The sequence below is a fragment of the Cetobacterium sp. NK01 genome (assembly GCF_024506395.1).
In the GTDB taxonomy this organism is placed as follows: domain Bacteria; phylum Fusobacteriota; class Fusobacteriia; order Fusobacteriales; family Fusobacteriaceae; genus Cetobacterium_A; species Cetobacterium_A somerae_A.
On sequence record NZ_JANIBO010000001.1, the window covers coordinates 283367 to 301855 of the forward strand.

The 18489-nt window shown below is 26.4% G+C and carries 20 protein-coding genes; 11 read left to right on the top strand and 9 right to left on the bottom strand.

Annotation, left to right across the window (positions count from 1 at the left end):
• Window position 1 precedes the first annotated feature (1 nt).
• From NON08_RS01400 to NON08_RS01410, 3 genes are read left to right on the top strand one after another with little or no spacing between them, the layout of a single operon-like run.
• On the top strand, window positions 2–775 hold the full coding sequence (locus NON08_RS01400) for a DeoR/GlpR family DNA-binding transcription regulator (RefSeq protein ID WP_256689750.1): 774 nt from the start codon (window positions 2–4) through the stop codon (window positions 773–775).
• Between the two features lie 41 nt (window positions 776–816).
• Window positions 817–1074, top strand: a complete 258-nt coding sequence (locus NON08_RS01405; protein ID WP_256689751.1) for a hypothetical protein — start codon at window positions 817–819, stop codon at window positions 1072–1074.
• A gap of 23 nt (window positions 1075–1097) precedes the next feature.
• Window positions 1098–1481, top strand: a complete 384-nt coding sequence (locus tag NON08_RS01410; protein WP_256689752.1) for an ankyrin repeat domain-containing protein — start codon at window positions 1098–1100, stop codon at window positions 1479–1481.
• Window positions 1482–1492: 11 nt separating this feature from the next.
• Here NON08_RS01410 and NON08_RS01415 read toward each other — a convergent pair whose 3' ends face one another.
• A complete protein-coding gene (locus tag NON08_RS01415) occupies window positions 1493–2713 on the bottom strand; it encodes a chloride channel protein (RefSeq protein ID WP_256689753.1) in 1221 nt (406 codons plus the stop codon).
• A gap of 13 nt (window positions 2714–2726) precedes the next feature.
• Window positions 2727–3575 (bottom strand): mechanosensitive ion channel family protein, encoded by an 849-nt coding sequence (locus NON08_RS01420; RefSeq protein ID WP_256689754.1) that lies wholly within the window; start codon window positions 3573–3575, stop codon window positions 2727–2729.
• Between the two features lie 150 nt (window positions 3576–3725).
• On the opposite strand from NON08_RS01420, the gene rd reads away from it, so the two are divergent.
• Both rd and hcp read left to right on the top strand, forming a co-directional pair.
• Window positions 3726–3884 (top strand): rubredoxin, encoded by a 159-nt coding sequence (rd, locus tag NON08_RS01425; RefSeq protein WP_256689755.1) that lies wholly within the window; start codon window positions 3726–3728, stop codon window positions 3882–3884.
• An 81-nt stretch (window positions 3885–3965) separates the two neighbouring features.
• Complete coding sequence (gene hcp / locus NON08_RS01430; RefSeq protein ID WP_256689756.1) at window positions 3966–5618, top strand: hydroxylamine reductase; 1653 nt, start codon at window positions 3966–3968, stop codon at window positions 5616–5618.
• Between the two features lie 20 nt (window positions 5619–5638).
• On the opposite strand, the gene NON08_RS01435 is transcribed toward hcp, so the two are convergent.
• Window positions 5639–6361, bottom strand: a complete 723-nt coding sequence (locus tag NON08_RS01435) for a DUF305 domain-containing protein (RefSeq protein ID WP_256689757.1) — start codon at window positions 6359–6361, stop codon at window positions 5639–5641.
• 141 nt (window positions 6362–6502) lie between these two features.
• Here NON08_RS01435 and NON08_RS01440 point away from each other — a divergent pair, with 141 nt between their 5' ends.
• Entirely contained in the window at window positions 6503–7321 is an 819-nt protein-coding gene (locus NON08_RS01440; protein ID WP_256689758.1) for a ZIP family metal transporter, read from the top strand.
• 16 nt (window positions 7322–7337) lie between these two features.
• Here NON08_RS01440 and NON08_RS01445 read toward each other — a convergent pair whose 3' ends face one another.
• Window positions 7338–7988, bottom strand: coding sequence for a hypothetical protein (locus tag NON08_RS01445; RefSeq protein ID WP_256689759.1), 651 nt, complete (start codon window positions 7986–7988; stop codon window positions 7338–7340).
• Between the two features lie 182 nt (window positions 7989–8170).
• Between NON08_RS01445 and NON08_RS01450 the strand changes: the two genes are divergently transcribed.
• Together NON08_RS01450 and NON08_RS01455 are read left to right on the top strand one after the other, a co-directional pair.
• Window positions 8171–9307, top strand: a complete 1137-nt coding sequence (locus tag NON08_RS01450; protein ID WP_256689760.1) for a M20 metallopeptidase family protein — start codon at window positions 8171–8173, stop codon at window positions 9305–9307.
• An 80-nt stretch (window positions 9308–9387) separates the two neighbouring features.
• Entirely contained in the window at window positions 9388–9828 is a 441-nt protein-coding gene (locus NON08_RS01455; protein WP_256689761.1) for a hypothetical protein, read from the top strand.
• 29 nt (window positions 9829–9857) lie between these two features.
• Here the strand turns inward: NON08_RS01455 and NON08_RS01460 are convergent, their stop codons facing one another.
• Together NON08_RS01460 and NON08_RS01465 are read right to left on the bottom strand one after the other, a co-directional pair.
• A complete protein-coding gene (locus NON08_RS01460) occupies window positions 9858–10718 on the bottom strand; it encodes a patatin family protein (protein ID WP_256689762.1) in 861 nt (286 codons plus the stop codon).
• A 77-nt stretch (window positions 10719–10795) separates the two neighbouring features.
• On the bottom strand, window positions 10796–12181 hold the full coding sequence (locus NON08_RS01465) for a hypothetical protein (protein ID WP_256689763.1): 1386 nt from the start codon (window positions 12179–12181) through the stop codon (window positions 10796–10798).
• A gap of 189 nt (window positions 12182–12370) precedes the next feature.
• On the opposite strand from NON08_RS01465, the gene NON08_RS01470 reads away from it, so the two are divergent.
• The 3 genes from NON08_RS01470 to NON08_RS01480 are packed head-to-tail and all read left to right on the top strand — an operon-like array spanning window position 12371 to window position 17093.
• Window positions 12371–13855, top strand: coding sequence for a helix-turn-helix domain-containing protein (locus tag NON08_RS01470; RefSeq protein ID WP_256689764.1), 1485 nt, complete (start codon window positions 12371–12373; stop codon window positions 13853–13855).
• On the top strand, window positions 13852–15558 hold the full coding sequence (locus NON08_RS01475) for an ABC transporter ATP-binding protein (RefSeq protein ID WP_256689765.1): 1707 nt from the start codon (window positions 13852–13854) through the stop codon (window positions 15556–15558). Before NON08_RS01470 ends, NON08_RS01475 begins: the two co-directional genes overlap by 4 nt.
• A 17-nt stretch (window positions 15559–15575) precedes the next feature.
• Window positions 15576–17093, top strand: coding sequence for an ABC transporter substrate-binding protein (locus tag NON08_RS01480; RefSeq protein ID WP_256689766.1), 1518 nt, complete (start codon window positions 15576–15578; stop codon window positions 17091–17093).
• Window positions 17094–17096: 3 nt separating this feature from the next.
• Here NON08_RS01480 and NON08_RS01485 read toward each other — a convergent pair whose 3' ends face one another.
• The 3 genes from NON08_RS01485 to NON08_RS01495 are packed head-to-tail and all read right to left on the bottom strand — an operon-like array spanning window position 17097 to window position 18485.
• The gene (locus NON08_RS01485) at window positions 17097–17588 is read right to left on the bottom strand and encodes a thioredoxin family protein (protein WP_256689767.1); all 492 of its coding nucleotides are present in this window, start codon (window positions 17586–17588) and stop codon (window positions 17097–17099) included.
• A 26-nt stretch (window positions 17589–17614) separates the two neighbouring features.
• Entirely contained in the window at window positions 17615–17809 is a 195-nt protein-coding gene (locus NON08_RS01490) for a hypothetical protein (RefSeq protein WP_256689768.1), read from the bottom strand.
• Window positions 17810–17819: 10 nt separating this feature from the next.
• Complete coding sequence (locus NON08_RS01495; protein WP_256689769.1) at window positions 17820–18485, bottom strand: YoaK family protein; 666 nt, start codon at window positions 18483–18485, stop codon at window positions 17820–17822.
• Between the last annotated feature and the right edge of the window lie 4 nt (window positions 18486–18489).

Consider the following 18489-nt stretch of genomic DNA (forward strand, 5'->3'; position numbering starts at 1 on the left):
TATGTTAATGGAAGAGCGTAGGCAACTTATCTTAGATGAAATAAATATTAAAAATATAGTTTATGTTAAAGAGCTTGCAAAAAGATATAGTGTGACTATGGAAACTATCAGAAAAGATTTAGAAGATATTATAAATGAAAATAGTGATATTAGAAAAGTTTATGGAGGAGCCTTAAAAAGCTCCTCTAACATAGTTGATGAAAGTTATAGTTTAAGAAATGAACTTTTTTTTAACGAGAAGAATATTTTAGCTAAAAAAGGTGTTTCCCTTATTAATGATGGTGATTCAATCTTTTTAGATACTGGAACTACAATTTCTAAAATGATTCCTTATTTAAAAAGTAAAAAAAATCTTAAAATTGTTACTGTTTCTCTCTCTGTTATCAATGAGTTTGTAAATTTTTTCAGTAGTATTGACCATACTCACTCTATATTTCTAATTGGTGGAAAGGTTAAACTAAATCTTTTATCAACATCTGGAGTCAAAACATCTCTAGATATTAGTAACTATTTTTTTGATAAAGCATTTTTAACCTTAGATGGTTTATCTTTAAAAAATGGTGTTACTTCACACAATCACGATGAAGCATTAGTTACTAAAACTGCTTTAAAACACTCTTTAGAAAATATTTTTTTAGTTACAGATGAAAAGTTCGATACTTCTAAATTTTATAAAGTTTGTGACTTAAATCAAGTTAACTTCATTGTATCAGTAAATCCAGAGAATAATTTTTTAAAAAATTTAGTTAAAAATTTTAATATAAATCTCTATTAATATGTTATAATTTTTTTATTAAATAACGGAGGTAGACTATTATGAAAAAAACACTGTTTATACTTAAAAATTGTGATAGTTGTGATGTAGTTAAAAGTTTATTCAATAATAGACATGATTTAGCTATCTATGATTTAACTGAAGCTAAAGAGTTAGCACAAAAACTTGATGTTACTACTGCTCCTACTTTAGTAGTTGAAGATTGGGAAAGTGTTACGAACTACGTTGGAATTGAAAAAATTAAAGAATACTTAAGTGATGAACCTACACCAAATTATCCTTGTGTTTGTTCTGAATAGTTTTACTGATTAAGGGGGATTTTATGATTGAATTTAAAAACGCATTAAAAAATGGAGATTTAGAAAAATTAAAAGCCAAATTAGAATCTGGAATTGATGTTAATGATAGAAGTGGTGAGTACAGATATCCTATACATAAAGCTGTTTTATTAAAAGATATTGATATTGTTAAACTATTTTTAGATTATAATGCAGATATTAATATCCAAGAACCACTACAAGGTAATACACCTATTAATCTTGCTATTTTTAATAAAGATTTACAAATGGTAAATTTTTTAAAAGAAAATGGTGCCAATTTAGATATTAAAAATAGTTGGGGAATGACATCTTTAGAATACGCTATATACCTTAAAAATAATATGAATTTTGATGATATAGATAATATTATTGAAACTTTAAAATAAAAAAAGAGCATTTAAATTTTTAAATGCTCTTTTTTTTGTCCTTCATATATGCTTAACTCTCCACTAAATAGATAAGCCATTGCACAAGCTATAAAAAGATAACCTGCCATATTATAACCAAATATCTCTATTCCTATTAAAAATGAGGCTAAAAATGTATTTGTAGAAGATGCGAATACAGCACAATATCCAATTGCTGCTAAAAACTCCACAGGAATACCAAACCAACCTCCTAATACTCCTCCTAAACATGCTCCTATAGCAAAAATTGGTGTAACCTCTCCCCCTTGGAATCCTATTCCTAAAGTGAATACAGTAAAGAACATCTTTAATATCCAGTCATATGAATATAACTGCTCCTTTGAAAAAGCTATATCAATTAGATTAGTTCCTAGTCCACTATATCTCCCTCCATAAACTAACCAGATTAAAAAACCTAATATTATTCCTCCGAAAAATATTTTTTTTATAGGATCTAAACCAATCATATATCTATTCTTCTTAAATTTTTTTAAGAAAAAAGCAAAACAATAACCTGCAACTGCAAAAATAAATGTTGCCATTAAAAATAAAGTTATATTTCTTATATCATTTTTAGGAAACTTTTCTACTAAAAAATGAAAATGTTTCATCTCAAAATATTCAGATACACCAAAAGCTGTATAGGCTGCTAAAAATGCAGGAAACAAAGCTTTATATTCTACAATTCCCATATTTAAAATTTCTAAAGAAAAAATAGTTGCTGCAAAAGGAGTTCCAAAAAGTCCTGAAAATCCTGCTGAAATTCCTGTTGAAATCAAAATTTTCTTTAGATCATTTATATTCAATTTAATTTTTCTTTCAATATATATTGTTATTGTATTTGCTACTGTTGCTCCAATTTGCACTGCTACTCCTTCTCTACCAGCTGAACCTCCAAAAAGATGTGTAGCCCATGTTGACACAATTGAAAACGGAATTAATCTTTTAGGAATAATCACATTTTCCATATGTGCCGCTTCAAATACATATCCCATTCCCTTTAAAGAACCTTTTCCATATTTTTTATATAAAAATATCATTAAAACTCCTACAAAAGGTAAAAAAATAATTAGTTTATTAAAATATTCCACACGCAAATTTGCTGCTAATATCAATCCTTTTGAAAAAAATACATCTATTAATCCTACAATTAATCCTGTTAAAATTGAAAATACTGAAAAAAATAGAGCTCTCACTATTCTGTCTTTCATATACTCCTCCTCTCTATTTGCTTTCAGTTACATTCACATCTAAAATATTAAATGGAACATTTACTCCTTCCTTGTTAAAAACCTCTAATATGTATGCCATTAGCTCTCCTCTAACTTTATAGTAACCTTTTGTTGGTGTCCATACCATAAATAAAATATTTATGCTAGAATCTCCATATTCCATCGTATGGATAAAATTTTCTCTATCTTTACTTAATCCTTCATAAGTATTAGCTATATTTTCCAATATAGCTAATACTTTTTTCATATCTGAATCATAAGATACAGATAACATTAATTTTATACGTCTAAAAAGATTTGCATCATAATTTATAATATTACCACTAATCATTACATTATTTGGGATGATTATTCTTCTACCATCTAAACTAGTTATGTATGTTGAGAAAACCTCTATTTTAGCTACTTCACCCATTACACCATTTATCTTTATAAAGTTTCCTATACTAAAAGGTCTTGTAAAAAATAGAACTACTCCTCCTGCTAAATTTGATAGAAATTCTTTTAGTGATATACCTACACCTAATCCGATAGCACTAATCATAGTAGCTATTGAAGCTTCACTAAATCCAAAAGCTAATAATCCAATTAAGAAAAATGTAACATTTAATCCTAGCTTTGTAACAGACTTAGTAAATTGTTTTGTATTTATATCTTGATTTACAACTGGAATTTTATCAATGTATTTATCTACTTTTTTTGTAAAATATGATCCTAAATATAAAATAATTACAAATACAAATACTCTTATTAAAAACTCAATCGCATCGTGGCCTAAAGTTTGTAGTAAAGGCTCTCCTGAACTATTTTTAATTTGTAATAAACTATTAAGTGTTTCCATAATTAACTCCTCCCAAAACATACTTCCTATGTAATTTATATTATAGATTTATCAAAAATATCCTTTAATTTTTTTTAATTTTAAAGGAAATTCTTTTTTTTTTTGTAGAAATATCACAGATACATTAACTATACATAGGAGGTATTTTTTATGGAAAAATGGAGATGTAAAGTTTGCGATTGGATTTATGACCCTGCTACAGGAGATCCTGATAATGGAGTTGCTGCAGGTACAACTTGGGAAGAAGTTCCTGAAGAATGGGTTTGCCCTATCTGTGGAGCTGGAAAAGACGAATTTGAAAAAGAATAACTTTTTTTTACTGGGGTAATTTTCAATACCTCAGTTTTTTTTACTGTTAAATATATAAAGAAATTTTTTAGGAGGTTATTTATGTCTATGTTTTGTTTTCAGTGTCAAGAAACTGCAATGAATAAGGGATGTACTGTTAGAGGAGTTTGTGGTAAAACTTCTGAAACTGCAAATCTACAAGATTTATTAATTCATACAGCTAAAACTGTTTCTGCTTATGTTGAACTTTTAAATGATAAAATTCCTATAACTGATGACTTACACCGATGGATTGTAAATGCTCTTTTCATAACTATTACTAATGCTAACTTCCATGATGATGCTATTATAAGAGAGATTGAAACAGGAGAAATGTATAGAGCTGCTTTAGAAATCGAACTCTTAAATCATAAAATTTCTGTTCCTGAAAAATATGCAAAATATGTTAATTGTCCGACTGATTTAAGTTCTGATGACACTCTTTTAGACTATGCTGAAAAAGTTGGTGTTTTAAGAACTGAAAATGAAGATGTTCGTTCTTTAAGAGAAACTATAATTTATGGTTTAAAAGGAATGTGTGCTTATGTTGAGCATGCTTTTAATTTAGGTTATGAGGATATTTCCATATATAAATTTATCGAGGAAACACTCGCTAATGTTGATGATGATTCTTTATCTAGTGAAGAACTAGTTCAAATGGTTTTAAATGTTGGTAAAGTTGGTGTTGATGCAATGGCTCTTTTAGACAAAGCTAATACAATGTCATATGGCCATCCTGAAATAACTAAAATTAATATTGGAGTTAGAAATAAACCTGGAATCTTAATATCTGGACACGATTTAAAAGATTTAGAAATGCTTTTAGAGCAAACTAAAGGTACTGGTGTTGATGTTTATACTCACTCAGAAATGCTTCCTGGTCATGCATATCCATTCTTTAAAAAATACGATAACCTTGTAGGTAACTATGGCGGTTCTTGGTGGCATCAAACAAAAGAGTTTGTTGATTTTAATGGTCCTATTCTATTTACAAGTAACTGTTTAGTGCCTCCTAGAGGAACTTTAGCTGAATATCTTGAAAGAGTTTATACTACAAACTCTGCTGGAATGGAAGGATGTGAACATATTCTTGCTGATGAGAAAGGTTATAAAGACTTCAGAGAAATTATTGAAAAGGCAAAAGCATGCAAGCCACCTGTTGAAATTGAACATGGTGAAATCATAGCTGGTTTTGCTCACAATCAAGTTCTAGCTTTAGCTGATAAAATCGTTGATGCTGTTAAATCTGGAGCAATAAAAAAATTCTATGTTATGGGTGGTTGTGATGCTAGAATGCAAGATAGAAAATACTACACTGAATTTGCTTTAGCTCTACCTAAAGATACTGTAATTTTAACTGCTGGTTGTGCTAAGTATAGATATAATAAATTAGACTTAGGAGATATTGATGGTATTCCAAGAGTTTTAGATGCTGGACAATGTAATGATTGCTATTCTCTAGCTGTAATTGCATTAAAATTAAAAGAAGCTTTTGGATTAAATAATGTAAATGATCTTCCAATTGTATTTAATATTGCATGGTATGAACAAAAAGCTGTTTTAGTTCTTTTGTCTTTACTATATCTTGGATTTAAAAATATTCATGTTGGACCGACTATTCCTGCGTTTTTGAGTCCTAATGTTCTTCAAGTTCTAATTGATAACTTTAATTTAGGAACTATTAGTAGTGTAGAAGAAGATCTAAAAAATTTTTAATAAAAGAAAAGGCAAACAATTTAGTTTGCCTTTTTTAATATTTTTTTCATTTCTTTTATCTCTTCATCTTGACTTAAAATAATTTTCTGAGACATTTTTATTAATTCTTGATTTTTACCATATTTTAAATATTCTTTTGCCATACTAACAGCACCTTCATGGTGAATAATCATATTTCTCAAATAATTTTTTGTTATTTCCTCTGAATTATTACCATGATCACTATAAGGCTTCATATTTTTCATCATTTTTATCATTATCTTCTTCATTTTATCTAAAAATTGAGCATTATCATTTCCTCTTAGTTCTCCAGTCTCAAGTAATTTTTGCATAAATTCAACCTCTTTTTCTTGAGCATGGATTATTCTATTTGCTAAGTTTTTAACTTCTAAATTTTGTGTATATTTTACAACTCCAATGCTTGTTATAATTGCTGCCTCATGATGTGGTATCATATATATTACAAAGTTATTTCCTACATCTTTTGTTAAGAATATCTGTGAGCTATTTGACATCATTAAACTATGTGCATATTCATCATACTCTTTAAATCCTCTCAAATTTTGTGGAATAATATCTTTTAAAGGAGTGAGTACTGTGTAGATTTTGCTATCTGACTTTATTTCATAATTAGACATTTTATGACTATGATTTTCATTTAAATCACTTCCTGGTGAATTTAAAGAAACTGTTGAAAAAAGTGCTGCTATTCCTACCATTATATTTATATTTTTAAAATCCATTTTTTCTAACCCTCCTTGTACTAAAGTATGTAACATATTATTATATCAAACTGTCTAAATTCCTTTTTAATTTAAAGGATTTTCTTAATTAGTTTGTAAAAGTAAAATATATAAGACATTTTACATCTTAAGGAGGATTTTATGTACGAAACTTTAAAAAATTTAGATCCTGTTTTACAAGCTCTTTTAGCAACATTATTTACATATTTTGTTACGATGCTTGGAGCAGGTATGGTATTTTTTTTTAAAACTATAAATCAAAAAGTTTTAAATGGAATGCTTGGATTCGCTTCTGGTGTCATGATTGCAGCTTCCTTTTGGTCCTTATTAAATCCTGCAATTGAAATGGCTGAAAATATTGGATTACCTGGTTGGAAACCTGCAGTTATTGGATTTCTTGGAGGTGGAATTTTCCTTTGGTGTATTGATAAATTTTTGCCACATTTGCATCAAAATCAACACATATCCAATGCTGAAGGTATTTCAACAAAATGGAAAAGAAGCGTTCTTTTGGTTCTAGCTATAACTCTTCACAATATTCCTGAAGGATTGGCTGTCGGAGTTGCTTTTGGTGCTCTAGCTGTCACTGGACCTGAATCTTCCTCTACATTAGTTTCTGCAATTGCTTTAGCAATTGGTATAGGGCTTCAAAATTTCCCAGAGGGAGCTGCTGTTTCTATACCTTTAAGAAGAGATGGAATGAGTAGAAGAAAAGCTTTTTTTTATGGACAAGCTTCTGGTATTGTAGAACCAATTTCTGGAGTAATTGGGGCTATCTTTGTTATAAAAATGACTTTTTTACTTCCCTATGCTTTAGCATTTGCTGCTGGAGCTATGATATACGTAGTTGCTGAAGAGCTTATTCCAACAGCTAAAGAGATTAGACATGATGACTCTGGAACTATTGGCGTTATGCTCGGTTTTGCTGTTATGATGTTTTTAGATGTTGCTTTAGGATAATAATAATAAAATGGAGCTATTCTTTAGCTCCATTTTTATTTTTTTCAACCTTCATTATTATTACTGTTACCTTATTTGTATATTTTGATAATTCATTGTAATCTTTTTCCACTTGAACCCAATCTGGATTTGGTCTTTCTATTTCTTTTGCTATTTTTGAACTTAAATATTCCATTCGTTCAAGTTCTCTATCTGGTATCTCTTTTTTTATAGCTTTCATTATCTCTTTTTCATCTAAACTATTACTTGAAGTATCTTCATCTAGGACCATATCTGACATTAACTCATTGTTTATTTCTTCTTCGAAATCAGGCTCAGTTTTATCTAAGCCACCCTCTTTTAAAGTTTTCATCATATTTACAGCTAACTTGTTTGTGTACATAGAAAGTTCATTATATAGCTGCTCAACTTTAACCCAATCTGGATTTGGTTTTTGTACTTCTGCATCAACTAAATCTCCTATTTCATTCATTTTATTCATCTCTTCCGAATTTTCATCAATACTTCCCATTACATTTTGTATAAGTTCTTCATTTGCTATATTTGATATTGATATATTATCTACAGTTGGACCTTTTGTATTCGTTGTATTTGTAGTTGGTGTGTTATCTGTAGAAAAAGATGTTACCGATAAAATAATTGCTAAAATAATTATAATAATTTTCATCTTTTTATCTCCTTTATATTTTATTAATTATTTGTATATGATTATACTACCAAAAGAGAGATTAATTTCTTTTGAATTTTAAATTTTTTCCATTATTATATTTAAGGTATTCAAAAAATAAATATGACAAAAGTATAAAAAATATGGTATTAATTTATTAACAATTCTAGGAGAGTGATTTTATGATAAACAATTTAAATAACCATCGTAACTATCTTCATACAATACCAGAGATTGCTTTAAAAGAGTTTAAAACTGCAGCATATATTCGAAAAATTTTAGATGAAGAGAAAGTGGAATATCATAATGTTGGTACGAGTACAATCGCTTTTATCCCAGGAGAAAGTGAGTCTTGTATCGCTTTTAGAGCTGATATTGATGCTCTTCCTTTAGAAGAAGAAAGTAATAATCCTTTTAAATCTAAAATTCCAGGAATGATGCATGCGTGTGGACACGATGGTCATACTTCTATTCTTTTAACTTTTATTCAAGAGATTAAAAAACTAATGCTTCATGGAACAACATTAAATAAATCTTTACTTTTTATATTTCAAGCTGGAGAAGAGGGAGCAGGAGGGGCACGTTTTATAATAGCTGATGATTTTTATAAATCTAAGCAAATTGAAGCAATTTTTGCCTTACATGTTTATCCTGAAATAAATGTAGGAGAATTTGCTGTAAAAACAGGGTATGTTTCTCTTCAAAATATAAACTTAGATATCACTTTAACTGGAAAAGGATGTCACGGCGCTCAACCTCATAAAGGAACAGACTGTATTTTAGTTGGAGCTAAATTAGTTGAAGCTTATCAATCAATTAAATCTAGAAATATCCCTTCATATGAGCACTTTTTATTAACAATAGGATCTTTTCATGCAGGAACAGTAAGAAATATAATTCCAGGCAGCCTAAGTATGTTAGGAACTATAAGACTTGAGAATACCTCTTTAATTCCATTTATTCAAGAAAGGATAGAGCACATTAATAAAGGATTTGAAATCGCTTTTGATGTTAAGATAGAGATGACTTTTCAACCTTTTTACCCACCTATATTTAATAATGCCTCTCTTTTTGAAAAAGCTTTAAATGTATTAAAAAACAAAAAAGTTTTTACAGATATTTCACTAAGTGGATCTGAAGATTTTTCTTTTTATTCCAAAAATGGAACCCCTGGACTTTTTGTTTTAATTGGTACTCGAGATGAAGAAAAAGGTCATGTTTGCGCACTTCATAATAATAGATTTGACTTTGATAATGAAGCTCTTGTACATGGTGTTGAATTTTTTAAAGATTTATTAAAAGAATATAAAGTTATTTAACACTTTATTAAAGGAATTATTAAACTTTTTCTTAATAATAGAAATATAATTTATTATAAACTATATTCAGGAGGTTTTTTATGAAAAAATATTTTTTAATAGGATCTTTTATTATTTCCGCTTTTACTTTTGCTGCATCTCATGATAGTCATCAAAATCATTCTCAACAAAATATGATGAATGATAATAATATGCCTATGATGCAATCCCAAGAAAACTGCCCTAAATGTAATATGATGCAAAACATGTCACAAATGCCTGGATGGAAAGCTGATAAAAAAATGATGAAAAGTAATATGATGTATGCTACTCCTGAAATGCAAAAAAATATGATTGATATTGAACAGAAAGAATTAGATATAAAAAAAGCTATGCTAGATGATAAAGTAGATTGGAACAAAGTGGAAAAACTTAATAAAGAAATTGGTGAAATTAGAGCTAAAATGCAAACAGAAATGATGAAAAAAAATTACGATATGATGAAAAATCCTCCTGTTGCAGAACCTACTAAACAACAATAAAATTTTAAAAGAGAGCCTAATAGGCTCTCTTAGTTTTCATATAACCACTCTATTAATCTTTCATAATTTTCCTCTGCATCTTTTATTCCTAGATTATATAAAGATTTGATTTTATTTAAGTCTTTTTCTAATCTATCAACTACAACAATTTTACTTGGTCTAAATACAAAAACATCACCTTTTTTCTCAAGTTCTCGTATTTCTTTTAATGTTTTGTTATAAACTAAATGTCTTTTTATTAAAGCATCAGCTACTTTAGGATATTTTCTATAATATAACTTTATTAATGGATGAAGTTTTAATGGTTCTTTTTTATAGCTTTCATCCTCTGTTAAAATAATTACATTTTTACTATTACCATCTAATATTGATTGCATTATAGGAATAGGTGAAGCAATACCTCCATCTAAATAAATTTTATCATTTATAACTGTTTCTTTTGAAAAAAAAGGAAGACTTCCAGATGCTATTAATGACTCAAGTAAATCATCTGTTCTTTTAAAATCTTTCTTACTAAAAAATTCAGTTTTTCCCTTTATACAATTAAACGCTCCAACTTTAAACTCTAAATCACAACTATGAAAAGTTTCAAAATCAAAAGGAGATAACTCATAAGTCATTTTTTTATAAGCAAAATCTATATTTATATAACTCCCCTTTTTTATTAAATACTTGTACCCCATATATCTTTCGTCATTTAAATATTTTAAAATTATATCTATATTTCTTCGTTTTTGCCTAGAAGCGTAAGAAGCTGAATAAATTGCTCCCGCTGAAACTCCAATAGTATATTTAAAATATAATTTTTTCGATAAAAAATAATCTAAAATTCCTGAAGTATAGGCTCCTCTTAGTCCTCCACCTTCTAAAACTAATCCTATATTATTCATAAAATTAAATCCTCCTAACATTAAACTTTCTTCATGTAATATTCTACTTTTTTTTTAGAGGATTTCTTTCTTTAATATTATTTTAAATCTTTTAACGCCTTCTCAAAAGTCTTTTTTTCTAAAACTTCACTTATTAAAAGTTTATCAAAAAAATCTATTTTTATAATATTTTCATCATGTATTTCGTCACTTATAATATAATCATAATTATTTTTATAAAATTCAACTCTATTTTTATACATTAAACTTGTTTGGAAATTAAACTCTATATGTGGTAAAATTTTTTTCAATCCACTTTGAAAAAATGATTTTTCTACCAAAGCTAACTCATTAAAAACAATTAAAACTTTTTTTATTTCCAATATTTTTTTGGTAATAATAATATCTCTTATTATATTTACAATTAAATATTTGTCATAATAATAAACTTCCGCATTAAATTTCTTTAAAATTAAATTCAATACATTTAAAACTTTTCTTTTATTAGTATTGAAATTAACTCTATTTATTTTTAAAATTTTATTTTCATATTTAAAAAGAGCAATATATATTTTAAAATATAAAACTTCCTCTAATTCTCTTTCTAAATTATCTATATTCAAATATTTTTTTAGTTCGTTTATTATTAAATCTGCTTTTTCTTTTAAATTGTATTCTAAAGAATCATTAAAAACATAACTTCTTAAACAACAAGCCATCTGATTTTTATACTCTAAATTAAAATCATCTCCTACTTCTGTTACTATATTTAAAATATCATAAAATATGTTGTCACAATTAATCTCTTTACTATATTTCTTAAAACCATTAAAAATTTTTACACAAGGTTCTAATGAAGCCAAAAATGCCATAAAAGGATATGTTGATACAATATTTAATTTTTCCAAAATAATATTTATTTTATGAATTCTTTCATCTATATTGACGTCTCTAATCTCTTCTATTAGATCTTTTAAAGGTGATGACAAGTAACTATTTTCTATAAAATATTTCATTAACTTTTTACAAAAATATCCTTTTTCTTTCTCACCTATAGTTTTTAATTTTAACCCTTTTCCACATACATAATCATAATTTGATCCATTTTTATCAAGAGTTTCTTTAACTCTTTTAAAACATCTTAATATTGTACTCCTTGAAATATCTAATACTTCTTTTTCTTTTTCTAAATTAAGAAATCCTTTATATATGAATTTTAAATATAAGTAATCTATTTTTTCATCTGCAGTTAAAAATTTCATTTTTGAATACAAGTACTCTAACTCTTTTTTTTGAAGCTTTAATACATATTCTTCTTTAACTTTTTTTATTGTATTCAAATTTAGAGTTCCTAAAAATTCATTCAATTGATTAATGCTTTTTTGAACAGCACTTTTTTCTACATCTACATAATGAAGTATATCCTCTATACTCATTTTTGATTGACTTAAAAGTTTTAAAATATTTGTTACTGTTGTATTCATTATTCTCCTTTCTTAAATTGATTTTAACCATTAATTATACTATTTTTGTAATACTTATGACACTTATAACTTTATTTTATTTTTTTTAAATTTTTTTATACATATACTTTCTAATATTCTTTGACTTTTAAGCTTTTTTCTTTTAAAATTAACTAATTGGACATAAATATGAAATTCAAGGGAGGAATAATGAACATTTTTTTAAAAGATAATGATTTGAAAATCTTAAGATACATTATTTATAACAATAACTGTACTATTAAAAAAATTACTGAATTTATTAATTTGAGTGATGTCTATGTTCGACAATCTATAAAAAAAATAAATACTTATTTAAAATTAAATTATAACTTTGAAATTATAAAAACTGGTAAATATTTCCAATTTCCTTCTGATAAAAAATATATTTTCTTTGAAGATTTTTCACAAAACTTAACAACTAGTTATCTCTCAACAAAAAAAATTAGAATTGATTATATTCTTATGAATTTAATTTTTCAAAATAAAGTTAAGATAACTGAAATAGCTAAAATATTTAATGTTACTAGATTAACTATAAGCAACGATTTAAAAGAAGTTAAAGCTATTCTAAAAACTTATGATTTAATTTTAGAAAGTAAACAATGGGAAGGAATATCTTTAAATTCTAATAGTGATCGTTTTTGTTTCTTTTCAATAGAATATATTACAAAAATACTCTTTGAACAATCTTTAACTCTTGATATAAATAATCAATACTCTAATATTACAAACCCTAATTTATTTGAATACTTTAATTGTTTTGTTGATTTAAAAACACAAAAAAATATGATTTTCTTTTTAAAAACATTGGTTAAAACTCTTAATTTAAATTCTGATATTTTTAGTTTTCAAAGTTTTTATGCCGCCTTAATTTTTTCCCATATTCATAATACTTATAAATTACCAAGCAATTTTTATAATAAGAGAAAACGATTAAAAAAAGATGTAGATAAATATTTCTATATTTTTAAAAATTTTGAAAATTTTGATCTTGTTAATAAATTAAACTTAGAGTTTTTGGCTATTTTATTAGTTGGAAATACTGTTAATGCTCTTAAAACACATAAATTTTTCCATCCGTATATTTTTGATATTATTTTAAAATTAGAAAATTTATTTAAAATTAATTTTTCTGATGAAGATAAATTAACTTTAAAAAATATGTTAAAAACATATCTCTTTAAAAAGAAGTATGAACTTTTACATTTTTCTCTTCCAACTAAAAGTTTATCAAATGATGATTTAAATTTTATATCAAAAGTTGATTTTTTAATAAACAAAGAAAAAAATGCTATTTATTACAATGATATTATTACTTTCTCATTTTTTCTAAAAACATTAAAAAGAAAATATATGTATCAATATGGAAAAGAAAAAAATATTCTTCTTGTTGATTCTAGCTATAATTTATGGGTTAGTGAAAATTTAAAAAGTTTTATTACTTTAAACTATGGTGTTAAAAATATAACTTTAATCAATATTTTTCAAAATATTAACTGGGAAATCACTGTTCCTAAGTATGATGCTGTTTTTTTTATTAATTTAAAAAAGCCAACTAATATTGCGTCTTTTTCTACTTGCTATGAAATCTCTTATTTTGGAAACAATCATTTCTTTTTAGAAGAATATATAAATTTTGGAGGTAAAATATGATAAAAAAATTTATAAGTTATTATAAACCTTATAAAAAACTGTTTTTTTTAGATCTATTAGCTGCCATAACTGTTTCTATGTGTGATTTAATATATCCAATGTTAAGTAGAATTGCTGTAAACGATTATATTCCTAATAGACATTATAAAAATATTCTTATTTTGGCTGTTATTCTTTTTGTTATATATTTAGTTAAACTTTTGTGTAACTACTTTATGAATTATTGGGGACATGTTGTTGGTGTTAGAATGCAAGGTGATATGAGGAAAGATGTCTATACAAAACTTCAAAATTTTCCCATAAAATATTTTGATAATACCCAAACAGGTAGTATTATGTCTAGAATTGTTAATGATTTACAAGAAGTTTCTGAGCTTGCTCACCACGGTCCTGAAGATCTTTTTATTTCTATTATAATGATTTTAGGGTCATTCATTCTTCTTTTAAATATAAATATTCCTTTAACTCTTATTGTTTTTTCAGTAATTCCATTCATTGTATGGTTTACAATTAATCGAAGGCAACGAATGTCTGATGCATTTTTAGAAACACGTGAAAAAATAGGTACGATTAATTCAACTTTACAAAATAGTATCAGTGGAATTAGAGTTTCTAAAGCTTTTGTCAATAAAGAAGATGAATTAGAAAAATTTAAAAAAAGCAACATTGAATTTAAAAAAGCTCGTGAAGGAGCCTATAAAGTTATGGCTGAATATGTTTCTGGTATGACATTTCTTACAGATATGTTAGATTACCTTGTATTAATTTTTGGTGCTATATTTACTTATCAAGGAAAAATCAACTTTGGAGATTTTTTAGCTTATCTTTTATATATCAGAATTTTCAGTCAACCTATAAAAAGACTTGTAGGGTTTGTTGAACAATATCAAAATGGGATGAGTGGTTTTAAACGTTTTAAAGAAATGCTTGATGAAGATACAGAAAAAGATTCAATAGATGCTAAAGAAATTAAAGGTATTAAAGGAGATATTAAATTTGAAAATGTGTATTTTAGTCATGATAAAAAAATTATTTTAAAAGATTTTTCTCTCAATATAAAAGCGGGTGAAACTTTAGCTCTTGTTGGACCTTCAGGTGGAGGTAAAACAACAATATGTAATTTAATTCCAAGATTTTATGATATTGATAGCGGTGATATTAAAATTGATTCACAAAGCATATATCATTTTAAAATTGATTCACTGAGGAAAAATATTGGTATAGTTCAACAAGATCCATTTCTTTTTACTGGAAGTATTAAAGAGAATTTAACTATTGGAAAACCAGATGCTACTGATGAAGAAATTATAGAAGCTGCTAAAAAAGCTAATATTCATGATTTTATAGAAACATTACCTGCGGGGTATAATACTGAGGTTGGTGAAAGAGGAGTTAAACTTTCTGGTGGTCAAAAACAAAGAATTGCTATAGGTAGAATTTTTCTAAAAAATCCTCCTATTCTGATTTTAGATGAAGCTACTTCTGCCTTAGATAATATAACTGAACAACTTATTCAAGAATCTTTAGATGAGCTTTCTAAAAATCGTACTACGATAGTCGTAGCTCATAGATTATCTACTATTAAAAATGCCGATACAATTGTTGTTATAACTGATGATGGTATTATTGAAAAAGGAACTCATGATGAATTAGCTGCTCAAAAAGGATTCTATTACAATTTACATTTAGGAATTTTACAATAACTTATTTAGGAGAATTTATGAAAAATACTATTTACAAATTTTTTACTTTATTTTTAATTTTAAACTTATTCTTTACTACTTCTTTTAGTAAAGAAAACAATATTATCATTGTAGCCCAAGGTTCTAAACCAAAATCTTTAGACCCACATACTTTTAACGAATTCCCTACTTTGGGAATAACAGAACATATTTTTAATACTCTTGTTACTTTAAATGATCAAGGAATTCCAGTCCCTGAACTAGCAAAAGATTTTACTTATCTATCACCCACAGAAATTTTATTTACAATTAGAGATAATGTTAAATTTCATAATGGAGAAATTTTAAATACTGATGATGTTATATTTAGTTTAGAAAGAATGATGGAAAAACCTGGAAGCAGAGTTATACTAAAAGATATTAAGAATATCACAAAAACTAAAGATAATAAAGTTTTAATAACTTTATATGAACCTTCAGCTCCTTTTTTAGCTAACTTAACTCTTCCTATTGCTGCTATTATGAATAAAAAATATATAGTAGAAGGAAATAATGTTGCTTTAAATCCAGTGGGAACTGGTCCTTACATGGTTACAAATTGGGGTGATGGGGATAAAATAGTTATGAAAAGTTTTAATGATTACTTTAAGGGAAAACCTAAAAATGATGGTCTGATTTTTAAAATTATAACTGAAAACACTAGTCGTTTAGCTGCTTTAGAAACTGGAGAAGTTGATATTATCTATGCTGTTTCTCCCATTGACTTTCAAATTGTTGAAAAGGATCCTAATTTAAATCTTTTACATAAAACCACTACAACTACAGAGCTTATGGTTTTAAATGTAAAAAAACCAGGTTTAGATAATAAAAATATTAGAAAAGCTATACATCTAGCCATTGACAAATCTGGTATTTTAGAAGCAATCTTTTTAAATAAAGGCTCTATTGCGACTTCACCAATAAATCCAAACATCTTTGGAAGTTATCAGAATTTACCTCTTTTAAATAGAAATTTAAAGGAGGCAAAAGAAATCGTAGCTAATGAAACAAAAAATAAAAAATTAGCCCCCTTAAAAATTTGGACAAGTGAAAATATTATAAGAGTTCAAATAGCACAAATTATACAGGCTAATTTAAAAGAGATTGGTATTGAATCTAATATTGAGATCGTAGAATGGGGAACTTTTTTAAAAAAGACTTCTGAAGGAGCTCATGATATTCTTTTAACAACATGGATTTTAGGAGTTAGCGATATTGACACTGTTGTGACTACACTTTTTCATTCAAATTCTATAGGCGCAGAAGGAAATCGTTCTTTTTATAGCAATAAAAAATTAGATGACCTTATAGATTTAGCTAGGTCTACAACTGACTCTAAAAAACGAAAATTTTATTATCAAGAGATTCAAGAATTAATTTTAGAAGAAAATCCTATAATTCCTATAGTTTACAAAATTGATGGGATTGGAATTAGTAAAAAAATTCAAAATTTTGAATATAATAAAGCCAGTATGAGAAACTATTATGAAAATATGAAAAAAGTAGATGTTAAATAACATCTACTTTTTTGTTATCATCTCAATTAAATCTTTAACAGTATATTGTAAATACTGCCCTTTTAAATAATCCATCTTTACGTCTTCATATACATATTTTTTTACTTCTTTTGGTCTTTCAACAAAAATCTCACCACAAACTTCATATTCTTCTGTTAGAGGAACAATGAATGGAACTTTAAACTCTTCAACTTCCATTAATGGCTTTAAAAATTTTTCTCCTCTAGCTTTAGTTATAATTGTCATATCAAAATTTGGATTTAGTTCACAAAATTTTTTTAAAACAGTTACATTTAACTGAAAATCCATGCACCAAGGTTCTCCTGAAACTAAAAAATTTATTTTTCTCTCAATATTTTTTACTGTTTCTATTTCTTCTTCGCTCATTATAATTCTTGAATAATTTTTAGGTATTCTATCTCTTTCACTTTTTATTCCAGTTCCCATAAATGCGTCAAAGTTCATTCCTGCTGAATAAAGTGTTTTCATATCCATTTACTTCACCTCATAAACTTTTTTTACTATTTATTTAGTAATTTACAATTTTTATATTCATTTTTTTGTCCTAATCTATAAGTACATGTTCCTGATAAAATTTTACATTTTATAGACATATAATCCTCTATCATTACTCCTATTGAATTTTTACACTCTAACGTTGGATATTGCTCAATAATCTCTTTTTTTTCCTCTTCTGTTATAAAATATTTTTCCATTTATCTTCTCCTACCTTTTCATTTTATAATATTTATCTCTTAATAAGAAATAGAATGCACCACTTAAAATATAAGCTATTGACATATAGTTTATAGTATTTCTACCTAAATATTTTAAACCTAATCCCACTAAAAGTCCACCTGTTATAAAAGAAAGAATATTCATTGCATAATATTTCATCTTCCATGTAATCTCTCGATTTCCTCTTAAATAATGACCTATTACAACTCCAAGATCTGTAACTGTTCCTGTCATGTGGGTAGTTCTTATAACCATACCTCTATAACGTATAAATAATCCATTTTGCAAACCTAAAGAAAAAGCAAGGATAAAAACAAATAGAACTTCAGTATAAAGATACATCTCTAAAAATTTAAGAAGCACTCCTATAAATATAAAAGTATCTCCATATCTTTTTCTAAGCTCAAAATCTCTTCCTGATCCTATAATAACTCCTGAAACTATTGCTCCACTAAAAAATGAGATTACTAATCCTATCATTATCTTTAAATGCGGTATATTATAATAAGCTAAATCTGTAGAGATTCTTGTAACACTTCCTGTTATATGGCTAGCTGTTAAAGAAAACTGCAATATTGCAAAAGCATTCATTCCTCCACCTAAAAAAGCTAATAAACTTATCCATAAAAACAGTTTTTTATTAATTTGTTCCATCTCT

Coding starts and splice junctions, on each gene's coding strand:
- rd (WP_256689755.1), top strand. CDS start 3,726: ATGGAAAAATGGAGATGTAAAGTTTGCGATTGGATTTATGACCCTGCT.
- NON08_RS01460 (WP_256689762.1), bottom strand. CDS start 10,718: ATGAATAATATAGGATTAGTTTTAGAAGGTGGAGGACTAAGAGGAGCC.
- hcp (WP_256689756.1), top strand. CDS start 3,966: ATGTCTATGTTTTGTTTTCAGTGTCAAGAAACTGCAATGAATAAGGGA.
- NON08_RS01405 (WP_256689751.1), top strand. CDS start 817: ATGAAAAAAACACTGTTTATACTTAAAAATTGTGATAGTTGTGATGTA.
- NON08_RS01485 (WP_256689767.1), bottom strand. CDS start 17,588: ATGGATATGAAAACACTTTATTCAGCAGGAATGAACTTTGACGCATTT.
- NON08_RS01450 (WP_256689760.1), top strand. CDS start 8,171: ATGATAAACAATTTAAATAACCATCGTAACTATCTTCATACAATACCA.
- NON08_RS01435 (WP_256689757.1), bottom strand. CDS start 6,361: ATGGATTTTAAAAATATAAATATAATGGTAGGAATAGCAGCACTTTTT.
- NON08_RS01475 (WP_256689765.1), top strand. CDS start 13,852: ATGATAAAAAAATTTATAAGTTATTATAAACCTTATAAAAAACTGTTT.
- NON08_RS01400 (WP_256689750.1), top strand. CDS start 2: ATGTTAATGGAAGAGCGTAGGCAACTTATCTTAGATGAAATAAATATT.
- NON08_RS01420 (WP_256689754.1), bottom strand. CDS start 3,575: ATGGAAACACTTAATAGTTTATTACAAATTAAAAATAGTTCAGGAGAG.
- NON08_RS01410 (WP_256689752.1), top strand. CDS start 1,098: ATGATTGAATTTAAAAACGCATTAAAAAATGGAGATTTAGAAAAATTA.
- NON08_RS01465 (WP_256689763.1), bottom strand. CDS start 12,181: ATGAATACAACAGTAACAAATATTTTAAAACTTTTAAGTCAATCAAAA.
- NON08_RS01490 (WP_256689768.1), bottom strand. CDS start 17,809: ATGGAAAAATATTTTATAACAGAAGAGGAAAAAAAAGAGATTATTGAG.
- NON08_RS01480 (WP_256689766.1), top strand. CDS start 15,576: ATGAAAAATACTATTTACAAATTTTTTACTTTATTTTTAATTTTAAAC.
- NON08_RS01495 (WP_256689769.1), bottom strand. CDS start 18,485: ATGGAACAAATTAATAAAAAACTGTTTTTATGGATAAGTTTATTAGCT.
- NON08_RS01470 (WP_256689764.1), top strand. CDS start 12,371: ATGAACATTTTTTTAAAAGATAATGATTTGAAAATCTTAAGATACATT.
- NON08_RS01415 (WP_256689753.1), bottom strand. CDS start 2,713: ATGAAAGACAGAATAGTGAGAGCTCTATTTTTTTCAGTATTTTCAATT.
- NON08_RS01445 (WP_256689759.1), bottom strand. CDS start 7,988: ATGAAAATTATTATAATTATTTTAGCAATTATTTTATCGGTAACATCT.
- NON08_RS01440 (WP_256689758.1), top strand. CDS start 6,503: ATGTACGAAACTTTAAAAAATTTAGATCCTGTTTTACAAGCTCTTTTA.
- NON08_RS01455 (WP_256689761.1), top strand. CDS start 9,388: ATGAAAAAATATTTTTTAATAGGATCTTTTATTATTTCCGCTTTTACT.